Consider the following 18997-nt stretch of genomic DNA (forward strand, 5'->3'; position numbering starts at 1 on the left):
GGCATGTTCTCGCTTGGTGAGGTCATCTCGGTAGGTTAATGCGAAAAGGTTTTAAATGAAGTCAAATAAAAAAATTATTCCCAAAACGTTGTATCGATATCGACCGCTAGGTGACGCAAAGATAGCGGGGCGTGAGGTCGACGCAATTTCTGGTAGCTATCTCTACGCTCCAGGATTTAATCAAATGAATGATCCGATGGAGGCGTTGTTCGAATTTCCAGGTATGAATGATCCGATGGGAGTTATATTGCCGAAAGATCTGCTTTCTCAGTTCACAAGTGTCCTCGAGGATACTGCGAACACCGCGCGTACCTCAGGCGTTATTTCTATGTCCGAGACCCACCTGAACTATCCAATGTGGGCCTACTATGGAAGCAATTTTGCGGGTATGTGCCTAGAATTCGATACCCAAGAACTAACGATTTCGGATCTTCCTAGAGATTCTTACTTCCCAGTGCCAGTAAAATATAACTCGATCGCGCCTCGTCCAATAACTCTCGAACATCTCGCGATCTCGGATCCTATGGATGTGGTCACTCGCCGGCTGATTCAGAAACGAGCCGAGTGGGCACATGAGAAAGAGTGGCGGTATCTGGCTGGACGGCCTGGACCAAAGCGGTACACAGATCCCGCGCTAAAGCGCATTTATCTTGGCCCGAACATTGATCCACATGTCAAGACGACAATCGTCGACGCGATGAAACGCCGTCCAGTCGAGATTTATGAGGGCTTGGTAGTAGGATACGAAGTCAAGTTCTCTTGCATTCAGCAGTCCATACCTTGGGCTGAATGCGATCGAACTGGAGCAGGAATCTTTAATGCCGGAGTTGCATTTAAGGCGAAGGATGAACTTCGTTCCATCCTTGGGAACAAATTCGAGGTTCTTGAGCAGAAATGTCTTGAGCTTGCTGCTCACCCGAATGTGGAAACGGTTGCAGGCGCGCATCCTTTAAAGGACGGCAAGGGGGTCTACGTGAACGCAATCTACAGGTTACGCGATGACGCAGGTGATATTGTTCACAGTCATGTTTTTGATAGGAACATGAATCCGCTTAAATTTTCTTAGTATTCTATCAGAAGCTGACTGACCCAATGGTCGACGGTGGGGAATAAGCAGATGGATTTCCCGCACGGCGAAGAAATCGACTAGAAAGAGCCTTTAGTATTTTTTTATAGAAGTCGCACGTCTGAACAGCAAAGCGCGGCGTGCCCGCTGCGCTAATACTTGTACTAAGGCGCTTGTGTAGTGGGATAACACAAGTTGCGGTCTTATCCCTTTGCACTTAAATAGCAGCTATTGTTCCAGACGGTTCTGCGTTCGGTTTATTCCAAAGTGCTAAGCTTGAAAGCAATAATCCTAGGATCCAGAAGACCGGGCCAGCGAGGCCCGGCCACAGTGGAACGTAACCGGGTAGCAGTACAAAAAGAATAAATCCAACGTCAACGATGCTTACTACCGCGAGATTTATCCACCACCCAAGAGTGTCGTTGCTCCAATTCATGCCAAGCGCAACGACTAGCGCTGCTACCGAAAAACATGCTAGATGCCAGGCATTTTGAAGTAGACGCCCGTGCGCCATCCCGTCGGGCAGGGTCAGGGCAAGTTGATACACAGACCATGCGGCCTTGAAATGTAGTAGTGCCCAAATCACGTAAGCAAGAGCGCCTGCTTTAGCAAGCAGAGATGAGAAGTTATGAATCTGTTCGACACTCTTCATGTTTCCCCCTTCTCACGGGCTGAATGGTTTGACGATCGCGTGATGAGCACGCTCAAGCACCGAGCGTGATAACAGCTTCGCTTGGTTCGGCTCGATACTCACTATAGCTTCGGTTCAGCTCGTCGGGCGTTCCCCTTCAAGCGCTACTGTGTCACCTATCGCGACCCTAAGATAGTTATATAACGTTTCAATCCCTTCACTCAAACTTTTTTCGCTACACTTCGACGGGGCCTCACTGGCAAGTCGTCGCTAGGACCGTAACGAACCCTCTAGTTAGGGCGAAGGAGCGATACCTGAAGCACTGTTCCATTTTTTGCGACTTTGATCTACGGGCTTAGCACCTAGTTAGGGCAACCCAAAGTAGTTATATTTCCGTTACGAAACCAGTGAAGGAGATATCTCATGACCCATGTTCTAGTCGTAAATAGTAGTGTATCTGGCAACTCATCCGTTTCCCGCACACTGGTAGGCTATGTGGTTGAGCGGCTGATGGAGTCGCAAGCCGACATTTCGTTGACCTGTCGCGATGTCGGCGAGACCGTTATTCCGCACCTTACTGCCGCCACTGTTGCCGGGGTAAGAGCAGTAGCCGAAAGCCAAGCTGAAAGGTCTACTGCAGATTTGTCCGACACTCTTATAGCAGAGCTTCAAGCGGCTGATCTACTAGTCATTGGAGCGCCGATGTACAACTTCAGTATTCCATCTAGCTTGCGGGCTTGGTTTGATCACGTGCTCCGGCCTCGTGTTACGTTTGCCTATGGCGCAAACGGACCTGAGGGACTTCTAAAAGGAAAACGGGCGATCGTGGTGGAAACTCGGGGTGGGCTGTACTCGGAAGGCCCATCGAAAGCGATTGATTTCCAGGAGCCTTACCTCACACAACTACTCGGTTTTATTGGCATCAATCACGTTGATTTTATTCGCGCTGAGAAAATCGGTTATGGTCCAGAAGCTCGTGCCGAATCGATCTCCGCTGCAAAATCCGAGATTTCATCCCTAGTTTCTCGTGTTTTGGGTGCGGGCGACAGGGCGGCGTCACCTAAGTCCGACCCAAGTGTCCATGCTGAGGAAGCGGTGCGCCCGTCTGACGCGAATGTCGATTACGACTTCCTGCTAACTTCAAATCTTACTCGGGTGTTTAATGAGCGTGATGCTTCTCGAAGGCTAGCCGCAGTGAAATCTATTTACCATAAAGATGCAGAGTTCTACGAGCCTGGCCAAATTGCTAGGGGTCACGAAGCAATTGCCGCAGCCGTGACCAAACTCCTCGCCAATTTGCCTGCCGACACAGTATTTCGCGCAGTACGTCCCGCAGTTGGGCACCACGGCATCGCCAGACTGCAGTGGAGCGCTAGCTTTTCGCAACGGTCCTCGCTTGTCACTGGAACGGATGTGGTAGAGATTAAAGAAGGTTTAATTCGGCGACTCCATGTTTTTATTGATCAAGCGTGAGTCGTTTAGATTTCCAATATGACTAATTAAACTTCTATTGACGTATCGCTAATAGTCTGGTCATACCAAGCTGTCGCGAGTATTGTGTTTCGATCATTGCGTGAATCGGGCTCGACTGCAGGATATCCTTACTCGCACCAGCTGGCTTGGGAATTGCTGAATGTAAGCTTACCTAAGCTACATTGCTTGGTGTGCGATCCCGATTATGACGCAAGCTAGACCCTTCAATCGCTCGGTTATCCCCTTCGAGGCAACAACTCAATCCTGAGTGGTTGCCTTCCTTTTTTTTCACGTCTGGCTACCCGAAAATCCGTGCGAAGTAGGCTGCACCAGGCCAACGTGGACGTGTAGTACATATGGCGGACTAGTCACATTCGCATTAATCGAAGCAAAAAGTTCTAATCTAATCCTGTCCCTACCGACAGAATTGTTATGAAGACAAATGAAGAAGCAGCCAGCAGCCTATCTGCTTGATTTTTTCGTCAGAATATTTGACCTGCTGATCCATTTATGTATCTAAGAGTGTCAGCCCTGGGTATCCATAGCAAGCGTTCCGCATTCAGCAATACACTATCTCTTGAATCAGCGCTACCCAAGACTGCGATGTGGTGGCACATTGATAACAACCGGGTTGCTTAAGTTTGGGTACGAAGCTATCAGAGAGCTGTGCCGTGCCGTGACAACGACAACTGGATGTTTACTGGATCACACCCCTTAATTAGGAAGGTCCTTATGGTGGAGCAATTTGCGAGGCTATTTCCCTATGAGCGACAGGCGCTTCTCGACGCCCTTCGTAGGGATATGCTGTCGGAGCAGTGTAAGATAAAGACTGATTCAGATAATGCAACGTTCCACGAAATCAATTACAGGGTGGTTCTGAAGATTCTTGAAACACTATGCCCTAAACACGCGTATGGTAGTTGTGAACATGCCTACCATGTGGTTCACGACAGGCATGTATAAGAACATAACGACGATCGAAGTTGCATGGGCTAACGGAATTTGTTTCAATGACAAGGTTGATTATGAATCGCATTAGCATCGGCGCGAGGCTAGCCATAGGGTTTTCGATTGTCTTATTTTTATTACTTCTTGAAACCTTTGTATCTGGACTTCGCTATTCGACAGCGAGGGATGTCGCGGATGACTTAATCAATACCAACGTAAAGAATCAACGCAACATTGCGGAATGGAGTAAGTACATAGAGCTTAACAGCGCAATGATCGAAACCGCGTTCGTTTCTCCTGATCCCAATGTGACCCGAGCCATCGCGGACCGCATGAAAGCGGTTTCCGCTCGTTCAACGACCTTGCAGAAAGAAATCGAAGCGTCTGTCACGCACCCAGGAGTTAGAGCCCAGCTAACCGTAGTAGGGCAGGAGCGAAAAAAGTATTTGGCTGCCCGATCGGCATTGTTCGAGGCAAAAATCGCCGGCGATAGTTTAACGGCTACGGACATCTATACGCAGCAGATGGTTCCTCGCAGCGCTTCGTTCTTAGAGGCAATGAAGAAGCTGCTTTCGCTACAGATTGCAGTAGCTGATAACGCGGCGAAGGAACTTTTAGACGGTTATGCTAGGACGAAGGTTCTATTATACGCCTTTGGGGTAGCCGCTTTATTCGTTGGTTGCCTAATCGCTTGGTCGATTACGCGGTCTATCACCGTTCCGATTTCGCATGCCGCATCGGTTGCGGAGCGTGTCGCAAGCGGAGATTTGACGAGTCAAATAGTTGTTTCTGGCCGCGATGAAACGTCAAAGTTGCTGAGCGCGTTGGCTGGCATGAATGCGAGTCTCTCTAATGTTGTCACGCAAGTGCGTGCTGGTACCGCTACGATCGCCACTGCCTCTCGGGAGATAGCATCCGGAAATCAGGATTTAGCTTCACGTACTGAACAGCAAGCTGGCGTGCTCGAGGAAACTTCGTCCGCTATGGAAGACTTGACCGCCAAAGTCGTTGAAAATTCGACCAACTCACATATCGCAGATGAATTAGCTCGTGAGGCGGCTTCGGTCGCGCTCGAAGGTGGGCAAGTGGTGGCGGAAGTGATTAGCACCATGGGATCGATTAACCAATCTTCTAGAAAAATTTCCGAGATCACCAAAGTGATAGATGGAATTGCATTTCAAACTAATATTCTAGCGCTAAATGCCTCCGTGGAGGCTGCCAGAGCAGGGGAGCAGGGACGCGGCTTTGCTGTCGTGGCTAGCGAAGTGCGTGGTTTGGCCCAGCGTGCTGCAACAGCCGCGAAGGAGATTAAGGTCCTAATCGATGAGTCCGTAGTGGACGTTGAAAGAGGATCTGATCAAGCAAATCGCGCGGGAGAAACAATGCGAACGATCGTCGGTAGCGTTGAGCGTGTGACCAGAATCATGGCAGAGATCGCCTTAGCTAGTGATGAGCAACGTACTGGGATAGAGCAGGTAAATCGCGCAATTAGCGATATAGACCGGGCCACGCAACAAAATGCAGCTCTTGTTGAAGAAGCTGCCGCCGCTGCCGAATCGATGCAAGGACAAGCTGTCGAACTAACCGAGCTTGTAAGCACGTTCGTCACTGCAGCTGATTCGGCTTTAAAAAACGAAGGGGCTAGCTTATCACATAGCGCCAAAAAGCGAATAGCATTGCAGTTTGATAATCTGTAGAACGTCCTCTGATTCAGTTACGTAGTCAAAACAGCTTGAATAATTATTATCGTTGTGCCGGGTGCTGTCGAAGTTGAATCCCAATAGGTGTACGAAAATGAGGGTCTCAAAACGTATTGCGAAAGTTCGACCGCTAGCCACGACTGCGATGCATAGTCGCGCAAATGCGCTACGCACTGCGGGCACACACGTTATTGACTTCTCAATCGCCGTTTCCCATTTTCCTGCCCCTGCTCGTGTACTACGCTCCGTAGCTGCGGAGATTCAACGTCAAGAAGTGATGCCATATACTGATGTGATCGGTGCGCAGGCTGTGCGTAGTACCTTATGCGCTAAGCTTCGGAATGAAAATGGCATCGAAGCGACACCAGGCGAGGTGCTAGTTACTAACGGTGTCAAGCAAGCGTTCTATCAAGCCCTTTACGTGCTAACCGACCCTGGTGATAGCATTATTGTCTTTCTTCCTTACTGGCCAGCATACTTAGCGACCGCCCAACTCTTGGGATTGCGCGTGATATTCGGAAATGTGGAGTCGGAATTAACGGAACGATCGCTCGATGCGCTCGGCCCAGCACGAGTCATTATCCTCAACAACCCGCATAATCCTAGCGGTAAGGTTTATACAGTCCACGAGCTGGAAGCGGTTCGCGATTGGGCGCGTCGCACTGGCTGTCAGGTCATTGTTGACGAATCATACGAGCATCTTGTGTTCGAAGGGCGGCACACGAGTCTCGCGGCACTGTCTGATTGGAGAAACTTGGGGGTCGTAACGTTGTTCTCGGCGTCCCAGAGCTACGCAATGATGGGATGGAGGGTGGGCTTTGCCGTTGCTCCAAAAGCCTTCGTAAGTGCGATGCAAAATCTCCAGGGCCCGATTACAGCTGCGGTAGGACACCTGTCACAAATCGCGGCTTCGGCGGCGTTCTCGAACGGCAGACCCTTTGGGATGCTCGACGACTATCGCGAACGCCGCGACTTCGTCCTCGACAAGATGCGCGATGTACCTTGGATAGAAATGACTTGCCCCGACGCTGGACCTTACCTATGGGGTGACATTCGATCCCTAACACTTGACAGCGCTCGCTTTGCGAATGCGCTGCTTGATGTTGAGAAGGTCGCTCTCATGCCGGGAGAGGCTCTAGGATGCGCAGGCTTTATCCGTATTGGCTACATTTCCGACGACTTCGAAACACTGCAGGAGGGGATACAGCGCGTTATCGAGTTTGGCTCGCGCTATGAAGAATGGGCCACTAATGATCCTTCCTCCGATTCGCCTTAGCCCGACCAGCTTGCGTGGCCGCCTCATGTTACTGGTCGCGGTAGCGATCACGCCGATCGCTGTCATGACCGTAACGGGCGGCTTGCGTGAACGCGAGGCCGCAATTCAAGCATCAAAAGAAAATTTGCAACGCCTCGCTAACATGGCTGCAGCCAATGAAGCACAGTTGCTCGAGCGCGCTCGTCAAACTTTGGTTGACCTAACGAGCGTCTCAGACCTAATGGGCAGTCTCGAGCAATGCGAAACCTTGCTGCGTAACGTTCTTGAACGCAATGATGACTATGTCAACTTCGGTCTAATCGAACTGAACGGTGACGTCAGTTGCAGCGCCGCGCCATTACCATATGCCGTAAATTTGGCTGATCGTTCGCACTTCCGGCGAGCCATCACAGAGCGCCGATTCGTTGCAAGCGACTATGTCTTTGGGCGTGTGGTTCGTCGTCACACAATCAACTTGACCTATCCAGTGATTGACAGGGCTGGCAAGGTCGTGGCAGCAGCTTTTTCAGCTCTAGATCTTACTAGTCTTGATGCGTTTGTGAAAGAAATCACCTTACCACCCGGTTCAATATTGGAAACCGTTGATTCAAATGGCGTTATTATCACTCGGCGTCCAGAGCCCACGCGTTGGTTTGGTAAGAAGGTTAGTTCCTCGCTGCTTCGGGCCATGCGAAATCCCACGCAACAGGCGGTTGTGTTCCGTGGGGACGATGGTATTGAGCGACTATATACATTCGCTCGAGTCGGCAATGCGCAGCTGTCCGATTACACAGTCATCATCGGCGTACCAATGCAAACGATCACCGCTGCAGCGCGTGATGCGCAACTGCTGTCGCTTATGGGACTGGCAATCACTACCATGCTTGCACTATTAGCCGCTTGGCTAGCCGGCGACATACTGATCGTCAAGCGAGTGCGAAAGCTAATGGAGGCAGCCCGATGTATTGCCGCCGGACAACTTGAAGCGCGGTCTGGAATCCATTATGACGACGAAGAAATCGGTCGCCTGGCCGAGGCGCTAGACGAGATGGCCGCTACACTGCAAGTGAAGGAGGCGGCGCGAAATCAGGCGGAGCGCGAACTACGCGCCGCCGACAAGCGCAAGGACGACTTCCTGGCAATGCTGGCTCACGAATTACGCAATCCTCTCGCCCCAATCAGCACCGGTGCGCAACTGCTAAAACTTCTGCACTCGGGAAACGCTCAGATCACCCAAACAAGTGCCATTATTGCACGTCAAGTCGAACACATGACCACGCTGGTGGATGACCTACTGGACGTATCACGTGTTACACGTGGCTTAGTGGCAATCTCTGTTCATATGCTCGACCTCCGTAACGTCGTCGAGGATGCTGCCGAGCAGGTTCGCCCAATGGTCAATGCACGCAGACATAAGATGGTTCTCGACCTGCCTGAACACGTTAGCGCTGTTAGAGGAGATCACAAGCGATTGGTGCAGGTAGTTGCGAACATTCTAGGTAATGCCGCGAAGTACACCCCGGAAGGCGGGCACATTATGCTGCGCCTTGCAAACGAAGTTAGTGTCTATACCATAACAATTACTGATGACGGAATTGGTATGGAAGCCTCGCTCGTAAGCAAAGTCTTCGAGCTATTTACTCAAGCTGAGCGCTCTCCAGATCGGTCACAGGGCGGGCTGGGGCTTGGCCTTGCTCTAGCACGCAGCTTGGTTGAGCTACACGGCGGCAGTGTTAGAGCAACCAGTGCTGGTTTAGGTAGGGGTAGTACGTTTACTATTCGCTTGCCGCGCGCCGACGAAAGAGAGGAAATTCGCAGTCACGAGATTCCACTGGCTAGGCCTAGACCAGACCCTTTCAACGCATCACATGCGTCACTTCGCATCCTGATAGTGGACGACAACGTGGACGCCGCGTATACGCTTAACGTGTTCCTAACTGCAGCCCAACATAGTGTTCAGGTAGCTCACAGCGCGGCCGCCGCCCTCAAAATTGCAGAACAGTTTTCGCCCCAAGTTTGTCTACTTGATATAGGTCTCCCAGGTATAAATGGCAACGAGTTAGCACGACTTCTCCGAAAGTTGCCGCAAACCGCTGGCGCCACATTAGTTGCCGTAACCGGGTATGGCGCTCAGCATGACCGTGATGCTGCAGAGGATGCTGGCTTTGATCATTACATGGTAAAGCCAGTTGATACTTCGGCGCTAACTTCAATACTTTACGGAAGATCCATCGAATCTGAATCGTAGAGCGTCGACTGCTTCGAACGGGATAATCTCGGCTGGCAAGAGGGGTGCTACGATCATTTTGTGATTGCGAATGTCTCCCATGCCTATGGCATGTTTCCGCCGGCGAGCCCGGCGGTTTTTTTTGACATACGGTACGGTGGCTGTAAAAAACCGGCAATTTCGGGCTGTGTAAATAGTCTTCGGCACCAGTAAGCCGATAAAGGCTCTGAGGGTCGAACCTGGAAGGCTTTGTAGTTTCTAGAGGCGCAAACGTCACGTAGAAGAGGCGAAAGCAGGACATTGGCTGCACTGTTTCCCGTCACGCTCGATGAGCAAACTGCACGGGATGCCCTTGTCCGCGTGGTCGATGCGTGGATCTGGAGCCTGAATCTGGCGACGACGAGTTCACGAAGAGCGAAGCCCGGCGGAAGGGACGTCCCCCTGTACGACCCGGCGGACCGGTGTAATCTGTACATGTGCGGTTACTTCAATGGCTTGCGCTCATCGGGTGCGCACGACCGGCCGGTTGACTGTGTCGCGGATGCGCAGGCTTGGTCGCAGACCATTGTGCCGCGACGGCACTCGCTAAAGTCTAGCCTCGGGCCGGCTGAGGTAGCCCAGCTCGAACGCGTGGGACCGCAGTCTGACACCGAAGATCATGACCAATCCCAAAACGAAAGGTAATCTTGAACGCATCCGAGCACATCGTCGACGCTTACTTCCGCCTGGTTCGTGGCTGCTTCACCTTAGGCGACAAGAAGGTCGTCAAGGGCAACAATCGGCAGCTGGACCTTCTCGCGTACCACTTGAAAACGCGCGAGGCGTTCCACATTGAAGTCGGGGTGACTCATCGAATGAACTGGTGCGTGCCGTTGGACGAGCTTGGCCCTCAGTTTGACAAGAAATTCTTCGGCATGCCCGAAGAGCGCAAGGGCGCTGCGAACGGCACGACAGACTTCGAAAAAGGGAAGGTGTATTGGGAGCAGATCAATGCCACCTACGAGGATGTTGGGTTCGTGCCAGACGAGGTGAAGCGAGTATGGATCTGCTGGATTGTGAAAGGTGCTGACGGGGCTTCCCCCGTTGAGACGCAGTTCTACTCCAAGCACTTGAACCGCACGTTCCCGATTCAGATCCTTAGCCTTCGAGACTTCGTCCTGCCACGCTTGCAGGACAAGATCGGCACAGCGAACTATGACGATGAGTTGCTTCGGGTGCTCGGGTTCGTTAAGCAGCGCGAATTGCAGACCGCTATGGTGCCGAGGTGCGAACCTTAGGGTCTCTGGCGTGGCGCTGGCCTGGCGGGGTCGCTTGCTTACTTGGGTACTGTCGCCAGTGCCTGCATGAGGCGCATTCCTTCCGACGTTAGGAAGATTAAATCAGCCTCCAGTACCTCACGGCAGTGAAACGCTGTGTTTCGAACAGGTCCGATGCGTCGAAGAGATTCTCTCACGTCCTCTTGCTGTTTGAAGATACCCTTAAACACCTCCTCCCACTGTGGCTTTCCAGTGATGATCAACGAGTAGTCTGTAAAATCAGCGTACTCGATCAGATCGGCCTGGGGGCGGCCCTGCGCATTGTCCTTGGCTTGCTTTTCCTGCCAGCGCTCACGCATATCCGGCCGCAGCTTTTGTTTTATCCAAGCTGGACCGTACTGCTTGGCCATGACTGCGCTGATCACGTCACGCAAGCGTTTTTCGAGTATGCGAAGAGCCTTGCAAACCATTAGGTACCGGTCTTGTCCTGGCCCAGTGAATACCGCATGGAATTCGAACGGTGTCAGGATGACCGCTGCCGGATTGCGCACTATGATCTTGCTCTCAGCTTCGACGAGAACCTCGCCCGGCATGTCTCTCAACTCATTGCGCAGTCCCAAATCCGTGTACATCTCGAGCCGCGCTGAGGTATCTTGGGGCGTTTGACCATCGTCGGTACCTTTATCTCGATAATCTCCCAGCTCGAAACGCATGTAGGCAGAGATGCGAGGATCGAAGGGGTCCACGTGCCGGGCTGCGGCGAACAAGGCTCCGGCCTCCGCAATGCCGATGGCTGAACCGACCAGATCATTCAAGTTGGCCCACGGTGTTTGGATGGACTCGATCAAGGTTGTGAGGTCGTAGTTCCGGGACAGTGTCTCACGGAGCCGCGTGAAGGCCTGGTAGTCGGGCTGTTTGAGTCTGGCGGCTGCAGCAAGAGTAACCGAGGCAGTAGCCAATGGATCGAGCAGGGTGAATTGCTTAGTAACGCTGCCCCTGAGGTGGCCCGCCACCAGGCTTTCAGTGAACGTGGCACGCAGTGATGCCAGGTGTGCCGTCCCGTGGAAGTCCTTGGCTATTGCCGATATCTGTTCAAGCTGGCGGTCATAGTTCGCGCGGAAGCCTTCGACGATCTGATCGACAGTTGCCTTCGCTGGAAGATTGAGCCGCTCTACCAGCCGCGCTGCTTGAGCAACGGCGCCACGATTGCTTGCATCGAGGGCCGCTTCCGCTGCCGTTGCGTAGGTGGGCTCAATGAGCTTTGTGTACCGGTCGTGCGCAGCAATCAAAGATTGGGCAACGCTAACGTCGCGCAGAGTCGTGTTGTCTCGTTCCGATAGAAGGTTCGCGCGACGCGTGGTGCCATCCTTGGCCCCACCTTTGTCCCTTGTCGGAGATGTTTCCTGGCTGGGCGTAGGGTCGTCATTCATCGTCAAGGTCCATGTCGTGGGAAGCGGCTGCTTCAAGCGCGTGGTTTCGTAGTATACCTGCGACCTTGTATTCCTTTGGCGGTATCCCTGCTTTGATATCGTAATCAAGTACGCGGCTGCACTTTCTGTATGCTAGACTCTTGTCTCGGCAACAACTTACTTACTCTTCGATGAAGAACTTTAGGCGCCTAGCTTCCTGACTGCGGAGGCAACCACTCTGAGCAGCTCTAACTTATGTCCTTGCATGGACAGGTTAGTTTGCGTGTGGTTTAGGCGATTTGAGTTTGAAAATGTGATTGAGGAGAGTAGGAATGTGCAAGATGCGCGTGTGGTGCCGTAATACGTCTAACGAAGAAGTCTTCTTTGACGACGTTGTAATTGAGTCCCGGCTCTTCAAAGAGCCTGCGGACATCGCTGAGATTATTCGCCGAACTTATGACCGCGAAGCACCGCACGTCGAGGTCCTGAAGATCACCCAGCTGCTGTTAGTCGAGCGGGACTTCCACTGACATGGTCGATCGTTCCATTGCCCAGCGTGTTTTCGACGATGCCCGGCTGCGCCACCGCCGTGTAAGCCTGTTCGTTCGAAGATCTGCCTTACCGCGATACCCGTCCTCCCCGAATTCCAGCTCAGTACAATCGAACCTCTTCTGGACGCAACTCCCCTGTCTCCCACTGAAGTAGGGGTGCGCCTGGCCACGCCGCTGGAGTAGATCTGCAACCAGTCAAAGCACCCACTGCGGAGCTCCCCACTGCGCAGGCGAACGAGGCCAGAATGTTGAAATAAAAGTAAGGGTCGCTACCATTGGTCAGGCCGTAGACCTCGGGCTCCAATCACTCTTCAGTCCCAAGGGCGGCCTCGAACGATGCAGTTTCCATGGGCTTCGACTGCAAAACATGTGCAAGGTGTTCCGCCTTCACGCAGAGACATACCACGGCTTAAGCGAATATTGGGAGCCACTGAGAGCATAAGGATTGTCTGCAATGGGTCGAAAGGGGACGTACGCGGCCGTAGTTCGGCAGCTTAGATTGCGGCCTGTTCTCAGACGGATTGATGCCATGTCCCAAGCACTTCTCCCCGAAGATCTTTGGGCGGTTGTAGCAGTTCATCTTCAACTCATCGCAGATTGCCAAAAGGCGGACGGAGACGTATCAACGATCGTGCGACCCTAACCGGCATCCTGTTTGTGCTCAAGACCAAGATACTTTGGGAATACCTGCCGCGCGAACCCGGATGTGGCAGTGGCATGACTTGTTCGCGCCGGCTCCACGAATGTATCAAAGCGGGCGATTGGCAGCGCATCCACGAGGCGTTCTTCGACAACTGCGCGAGCACGACTAGATCATGTGGGATCGAGCTTGCATTGACGCTGCCAGTGTACCCGCCCCTGCGGGTGGCGAGCATCGGGTCTTGACCCAACCGATCGTGGCAAGCTCGGCCGCACACACCATCTGCTCGTCAATCAACGTGGGTTGCCGCTGGTAGCCAAGATCTCGGGCACCCAAGTGCATGACTCGCGCTTCCGTATTCCACTCGTAGAAGCTATCCCATCTGTTAAGGAGGGTGTCCGGTCGTTGGCGCAAACGCCTAAATTAGCTGCATGCCGATCGAGCGTACGCTTAACGAGCGGCTTGCGCCTGGCTGCGCCGACGAGGCATTGCAGCACGTATCGCGCGATATCGTGTGGAGTCTCCTGAAAGTCTCGGCATGTCGAACGGTTTTGTTAAGCGTTCTTAGTCAAGCTGTTCGAGCCTACAACCTGAATCGCCTGACCGCCTGGAAGAGCACCGACTGGACGCTGGTTACCGTCCGAGCCTGAAGTCTTAAACCTGCAAATAAGATGCCCCGCTTTCGCAGGGCATCTTTTTTACTGCTCGGACCTTTGCAGACTCCTTACACAACCTGAATTTGGGGGGGGTAACTCGGCTCGCCGTTATGAGTTCCAGTTGTCAACGATGAATTTTTGCGCTCCAGGGAGCAGATTCGACATATGACAATTCGACGCAGAGATTACGATCAATGAGTCGTTTTTGTCTAGCGAAGCACTGACAGCTTGGAAGATTTGCGCTTGACCTAGCTCACTTCTCAGATAGAACAGCGACTTTTGAGCACGGACTGAAGCACCTAGGGTCCTGATCGCCGCCTCTATCCTCTTATAATCCTGCCCAGGCGAGTTGAGATCGTAAGAAATGAAATAATTTGACTTAGCCATTAGTCACCGTTAACAATAAGTTGGTTTAGATTGTCCAAGTGTACAGTGCGCTACCAACAATGACTCTAGTTCTTCAGCTTTTGCTGCAGTCCTTCGTTGGCATCGAACATTGACACGGCGCCTAAGGTCGAGCTCGCCCGTTCCTCATTTTGCAGCACATCCCAATGCTCAGCAAGTTTGCCATCTTCAACTCGGAAGATATCAACAACAACCTGTGGAACGTTTGCCCATCCACGGATCCTTCCATGGATTGCAACCAAATCCCCCTCGGCAATCATCAAGCCTGGTTCGTAGAAGACATCCTCAGACATTTGCGAGACCAAGGTCTTCAGAGCATCGCGGCCTTGCGGAATATGTGGATTATGCTGAATGTAGTCAGCGGCATAAAGTCGCTCAACTGTCGAAGCATCGCGCTTTTGGAACAGGGAGGTCATGGCTTCTAAGACGATCTCCTTGTTCCGTTGGGGGCGGTCATCGAACTCCTGGTTGGCGCTGCGAATAATTTCAAACGAGCCGTTCATCCGGAGGAATTTTCCGTTCGGAAGAGTGGCGTTGGAGTAAACGACGCAGCGATCGTAATCTTGAATGTTTGTGACGGTCGATCCGTCGTTCTCCTGCCAACTCACGGCGAAAATGCTATTGCCGAGCGGGACCACTTCGATGTCGACCACTTCCGCGTGGGCAAAAGGGCCTTCCTTGATCTCAAACTTAAGCTGTTGGGTAGACAACAAAGTTAAGTTTGCCCTGAACTGAGCATATGTAACTTCGATCTCCATCCCAACTGGGAAGCGTTCAATGGACATATTTATCCTTAAAATAAAAGCTGACGCGGTTGAAAACAATGTCAATAAATGGAAGATTTAGTTTCACATCGTATGACTGCCTCCAGAACTGGCAACTCGTAGGCCAGCTGAACTGATTATGAATAAGCTCTTGATCCTTGCTCAACAAGGAGGCCAACCGGAGCAGAATCGCGATCGGCCTGAGTGTTCACATTCAATCAGCCTGCGGCTGCCGGGACGGGAGTATTTAGCAGTTGCTGTTCCCAGAGGTACGCGATGCCGCTACCGCCAGCGTGCTGAACGAGAACGTCAACAAGCGCTCCAGCCGTTTCCATACGCGCCCAATCACGTTGCCATTCAGCCGTCAACGCGGTCCATGTAATCATGTTCACGCCGGCAGCGAGCATACGTTGAATGGCTACTTGATGAGCCTCGACTGATACACCGCCACAAGCGTCAGTAACAACGGTAACGTCCCAACCTTCACCCACGGCCTGAATCGCTGGCATTGCCACGCAAACCTCGGTCCACAGGCCGGCCAAGATCAACTGCTTGCGGCCGGTTGCCTTAACTACCTCTACAACCTTAGGGTCTTCCCAGGTATTGATGAAGGTGCGGTCGATTGGTTTCTGCTCCGGGAAGACTTCAGCAACTGTAGGGAACAGCTTACCTCCGCGGTCCTCGATAACAGTGGTCAGAATTGTCGGGACATTGAATGCTTTCGCTGCTTTCGCCAGACCTGTCGTGTTGTTGATGATCATTTGCGGTTCGTGGCTGTTCAAATTAGCCATCTGATAAGGCTGATGATCAATCAGAACAAGTACAGAGTCTTCTGGACGCAGCAGAGACTTCAGGCCGTTACGTAAAGTCATTTTCGTTTCCTCGTATTGATGGTTTGAGAGCAATGTCCGGACAGTAGCGATTGCCTGTGTCGGAGTTAGCATTTTCCTGCGGTGCCACTCGGCCTGCTAGTGCTGCTGATTGACGAGCTGTGTCGCACTTCACGCAACATGCATCAATAGCGCTGTAATCAACTGTTCCCGAGAAGTGAAGAGAGCGAATAAGACGATGTATTGGAGAAATAATAATACGCTGCCCATTCTATATTTGCTTGCAAAGTCGCCTTGATTCTAACGAAGCGACTGCCGCGCGACGTAAATATCCTAGCTCGATAGAAGGGGTGTTCCCCTTTCGGCAAAACATATTCGCATCGTTCATACAACTACGACGCAATCCGGACTCAAGTATTCTAGCTAACGCCATTCGCGCTTGCACGAGAGTTGCGCTAGCAAAGTGGTACAACGAGTTAGCGATAGATGACGTAGACGGCGCGGGTTCCGCGTACTTTTAAAGGAGAAACATCATGAAATTTGTAGCTAGTCTAACCCTTGCCATCGTTCTGTTAGTGGGGCTTACCATGCAATCGCGCTCCGCGACGGTATCAGTCGCAGTTCGCCCGACTATTGTTTTAGTGCATGGCGCCTTTGCCGATGCAACTAGCTGGAGTGAAGTGGCAGCAGCACTACGAACAAATGGCTACCGCGTGATAGGCGTCGCCAATCCGCTGCGCAGTGTGAAAATTGACGCGGAAGAAGTATCAAATGTCGTAAAAAGCATCAACGGTCCTGTAGTGCTAGTGGGACACTCTTATGGCGGCTCGGTTATCTCCAGCGCGGCGATCGGAAATCCGAATGTCAGGAGCTTGGTGTACGTGGCGGCCTTTGCACCAGATCATGGAGAAACGGCGCTCGAACTCTCGAGTCGTTTTCCAGGCGGAACGCTTGGTCAAGCACTGGCGGAACCGGTCAGAACCGCGAATGGCGGAAAAAACTTATATATTGACCAAGACAAATTTCACAAGCAATTTGCAGCTGATCTTCCAAAGAATCGAGCCGCATTGATGGCGATGTCACAACGGCCAATTGCCGAGGCAGCTTTAACCGAAGCGTCAGGAGCGCCAGCTTGGAAAAGTCTTCCATCGTATTTCATTTTCGGTACGGGAGACAAAAATATTCCAGTAGCCGCTCTTAGCTTCATGGCTGAGAGGGCGAAGTCAAGAAAGACAGTGTCAATTCCCGGCGCCTCGCATGTCGTAATGATTTCCCATTCAAACGCTGTCGCCAGATTAATAGACGAGGCCGCGCAACCCAACTAACTAAGAGATTCAGAACGGTGTTCAATCTGTAAAGCCAATTTATCTTTCCAATGACTTGATGCTCGGGTGCGGGTATTGGTAGTGAAGTAAGAGTAAGCACCGGTGAGTGTTAGCTCGCCGGTGCAAAAGGACCTCGTGATCTTCTGTCTTGCGCTTTAAAAATATGCAACTACCATCCTAAGAATAACGTTTGACTGTTATATATTGAACGGTACGACCATAAATCTCAACCGTTCTGTTGTCAAGAATGCACAATTGTGACTCCGAAACCGAGGGGAAGTCGGAATGTTCGTAATCTAAAGCTGCGCGAACGTGTGGAGGCGGCCCCGACGCTGGGAGTGCCCATCGTATGGACGATAAGAGGAAACCAATCAGCGACGCAAGTGGCAATCGCCTGTCGCCAAGGTAAGCATCAAGAGGCTGAGTATCTTTGATGACCAAATGAGGGCGATTGAACTTCTTGTTCACTACCGATCGCGGGCTATATCAGCGATCGAAGTATGTGACGTCGAGATTGCAGCCTTATCTGAGCCGGGTTTCCATTTGCATGCTATATTACGCGCGAAGTCAAAAAATTGCAGGTCTGATAACGCACGCGCGCTTTGGCTACGTGATGAACGTGTGCAGCGCGCTCTGGAGGGGGGGGGCGGCCGTATGTATGATGATTTTATACTTCCAGAGAATGTTGCCGAATTGACTAGCTCAACAGGTTCCTGGAACGGAATAACTGTTGAGAAGCACGCGTTCACGTGTACTGGCCGGATTTTGTTTCCAGTGCAACGCCCAATGGAACTAACTTGGGTGACGGCGCAGTTTGAAGAGGTTGGGAGGGACTGCGTACAGGCGAGGACAAAGCCCAACGCGCCAAATCCCGTTGCCTACAAGCCGCGCTCTTTATACATTGCGCCGGCGGAAATGGAAATTTGGGCGTATTGTCGAGATGCCAGCTATCTCGGTGGTGCTACCATTTGTTTTGATGCGACCGCGATACAGGAACGTCTTCAAATTTGCGCGCCTGCCGAAACCCTCAATTACCCAAGGTTCCGTTTCCTGAACGACGAACTATGGACCTTGATAAAGCTGCTAAGCGATGCAATTGGCAACTCCGATCCGACTGCCCAACTGTATGGGGATGCACTCAGCGCTGCGATTGCAGCTAAGCTCTTTGAGCAAGGTAAGGTTGAAAAACGATATCATTGCGTACTTTCGCCAATTCAGTTGAAAGATGCGCTCAGCTATCTTGAAAACGCAATGCCAGCAAAAGTCGAGCTTTCCGCACTAGCAAAACTGGCTGGTCTTTCTCAGTCACATTACTGTCGCGCGTTTAAGGCCTCGACAGGACTCGCACCTTATCAATGGCAACTTCGAGCGCGTGTCGATCGGGCCAAGTTCTTGCTGTTAAATACTAGTCAGTGTCTCGAAGAAGTTGCCGATTCTACTGGCTTTTCGGATGCCGCCCACTTTGGTCGAATCTTTCGCAAAATGACTGGCGCTAGCCCAGTAGCATGGCGCGCGGATATGCTTAAGTAGCCGAGATGCCTCTGCCGTGATCGCTAACTAATTGTGATACTCGAAATACTGGGCAAACAATATGCAATCGTGGACTTGACTATAAGAAATCGCTCTACTTTAGCAGGCTTCCCGTTCTAACCATCAACCTCAAATAGCGCGCGAGACCTGAAGAAAGCTCGATGCCAATGTCACGATTTTTATCTTACTAATCGATCGGCAGGTAGTCAAAATCCGAGGCGTTGAAAACCGAGTGCGATCTAGGAATTGGACATCTTTGCATACCATTTAATTTCCTCATTGCATATATTCGAGCTCGCTTTAATCACTCCAGGATCCTGAGGAAAATTTC

General features: G+C 51.8%; 14 protein-coding genes. 10 read left to right on the forward strand and 4 right to left on the reverse strand.

Going from position 1 to position 18997, the window contains the following annotated elements; translation table 11 throughout:
• Positions 1–55: 55 nt before the first annotated feature.
• Complete coding sequence (locus tag B0920_RS03240; protein ID WP_078031136.1) at positions 56–1066, forward strand: DUF2971 domain-containing protein; 1011 nt, start codon at positions 56–58, stop codon at positions 1064–1066.
• Between the two features lie 217 nt (positions 1067–1283).
• Here B0920_RS03240 and B0920_RS25400 read toward each other — a convergent pair whose 3' ends face one another.
• On the reverse strand, positions 1284–1718 hold the full coding sequence (locus B0920_RS25400; protein WP_143745625.1) for a hypothetical protein: 435 nt from the start codon (positions 1716–1718) through the stop codon (positions 1284–1286).
• Positions 1719–2120: 402 nt separating this feature from the next.
• Here B0920_RS25400 and B0920_RS25870 point away from each other — a divergent pair, with 402 nt between their 5' ends.
• The 5 genes from B0920_RS25870 (at position 2121) to B0920_RS03265 (ending at position 10577) form a co-directional block, all read left to right on the forward strand.
• The gene (locus B0920_RS25870) at positions 2121–3170 is read left to right on the forward strand and encodes an NAD(P)H-dependent oxidoreductase (protein WP_179119081.1); all 1050 of its coding nucleotides are present in this window, start codon (positions 2121–2123) and stop codon (positions 3168–3170) included.
• A 1025-nt stretch (positions 3171–4195) separates the two neighbouring features.
• On the forward strand, positions 4196–5815 hold the full coding sequence (locus tag B0920_RS26430) for a methyl-accepting chemotaxis protein (protein ID WP_078033264.1): 1620 nt from the start codon (positions 4196–4198) through the stop codon (positions 5813–5815).
• A 148-nt stretch (positions 5816–5963) separates the two neighbouring features.
• Complete coding sequence (locus B0920_RS03255) at positions 5964–7094, forward strand: pyridoxal phosphate-dependent aminotransferase (protein WP_267873356.1); 1131 nt, start codon at positions 5964–5966, stop codon at positions 7092–7094.
• A gap of 25 nt (positions 7095–7119) precedes the next feature.
• The gene (locus B0920_RS03260; RefSeq protein ID WP_229455131.1) at positions 7120–9321 is read left to right on the forward strand and encodes an ATP-binding protein; all 2202 of its coding nucleotides are present in this window, start codon (positions 7120–7122) and stop codon (positions 9319–9321) included.
• A gap of 665 nt (positions 9322–9986) precedes the next feature.
• Positions 9987–10577: a hypothetical protein gene (locus B0920_RS03265; RefSeq protein ID WP_078031139.1), complete on the forward strand. Its 591-nt coding sequence runs from the start codon at positions 9987–9989 to the stop codon at positions 10575–10577.
• A 38-nt stretch (positions 10578–10615) separates the two neighbouring features.
• Here B0920_RS03265 and B0920_RS03270 read toward each other — a convergent pair whose 3' ends face one another.
• Positions 10616–11986 (reverse strand): Swt1 family HEPN domain-containing protein, encoded by a 1371-nt coding sequence (locus tag B0920_RS03270; protein ID WP_143745627.1) that lies wholly within the window; start codon positions 11984–11986, stop codon positions 10616–10618.
• Between the two features lie 311 nt (positions 11987–12297).
• Here B0920_RS03270 and B0920_RS03275 point away from each other — a divergent pair, with 311 nt between their 5' ends.
• Together B0920_RS03275 and B0920_RS26510 are read left to right on the forward strand one after the other, a co-directional pair.
• Positions 12298–12495, forward strand: coding sequence for a hypothetical protein (locus B0920_RS03275; protein WP_078031141.1), 198 nt, complete (start codon positions 12298–12300; stop codon positions 12493–12495).
• A gap of 618 nt (positions 12496–13113) precedes the next feature.
• A complete protein-coding gene (locus B0920_RS26510) occupies positions 13114–13401 on the forward strand; it encodes a transposase (protein ID WP_179119082.1) in 288 nt (95 codons plus the stop codon).
• Between the two features lie 863 nt (positions 13402–14264).
• Here B0920_RS26510 and B0920_RS26115 read toward each other — a convergent pair.
• Both B0920_RS26115 and B0920_RS03290 read right to left on the reverse strand, forming a co-directional pair.
• Positions 14265–15002 (reverse strand): nuclear transport factor 2 family protein, encoded by a 738-nt coding sequence (locus B0920_RS26115; protein WP_218669331.1) that lies wholly within the window; start codon positions 15000–15002, stop codon positions 14265–14267.
• A 197-nt stretch (positions 15003–15199) separates the two neighbouring features.
• The gene (locus B0920_RS03290; protein WP_078031143.1) at positions 15200–15853 is read right to left on the reverse strand and encodes a hydrolase; all 654 of its coding nucleotides are present in this window, start codon (positions 15851–15853) and stop codon (positions 15200–15202) included.
• A gap of 491 nt (positions 15854–16344) precedes the next feature.
• Here B0920_RS03290 and B0920_RS03295 point away from each other — a divergent pair, with 491 nt between their 5' ends.
• Together B0920_RS03295 and B0920_RS03300 are read left to right on the forward strand one after the other, a co-directional pair.
• Positions 16345–17136: an alpha/beta fold hydrolase gene (locus tag B0920_RS03295; protein ID WP_143745628.1), complete on the forward strand. Its 792-nt coding sequence runs from the start codon at positions 16345–16347 to the stop codon at positions 17134–17136.
• 441 nt (positions 17137–17577) lie between these two features.
• On the forward strand, positions 17578–18666 hold the full coding sequence (locus B0920_RS03300) for a helix-turn-helix domain-containing protein (RefSeq protein WP_078031145.1): 1089 nt from the start codon (positions 17578–17580) through the stop codon (positions 18664–18666).
• Positions 18667–18997 lie beyond the last annotated feature (331 nt).

Origin of the sequence: Massilia sp. KIM, from assembly GCF_002007115.1 — a bacterium.
Lineage (GTDB): Bacteria > Pseudomonadota > Gammaproteobacteria > Burkholderiales > Burkholderiaceae_D > Telluria.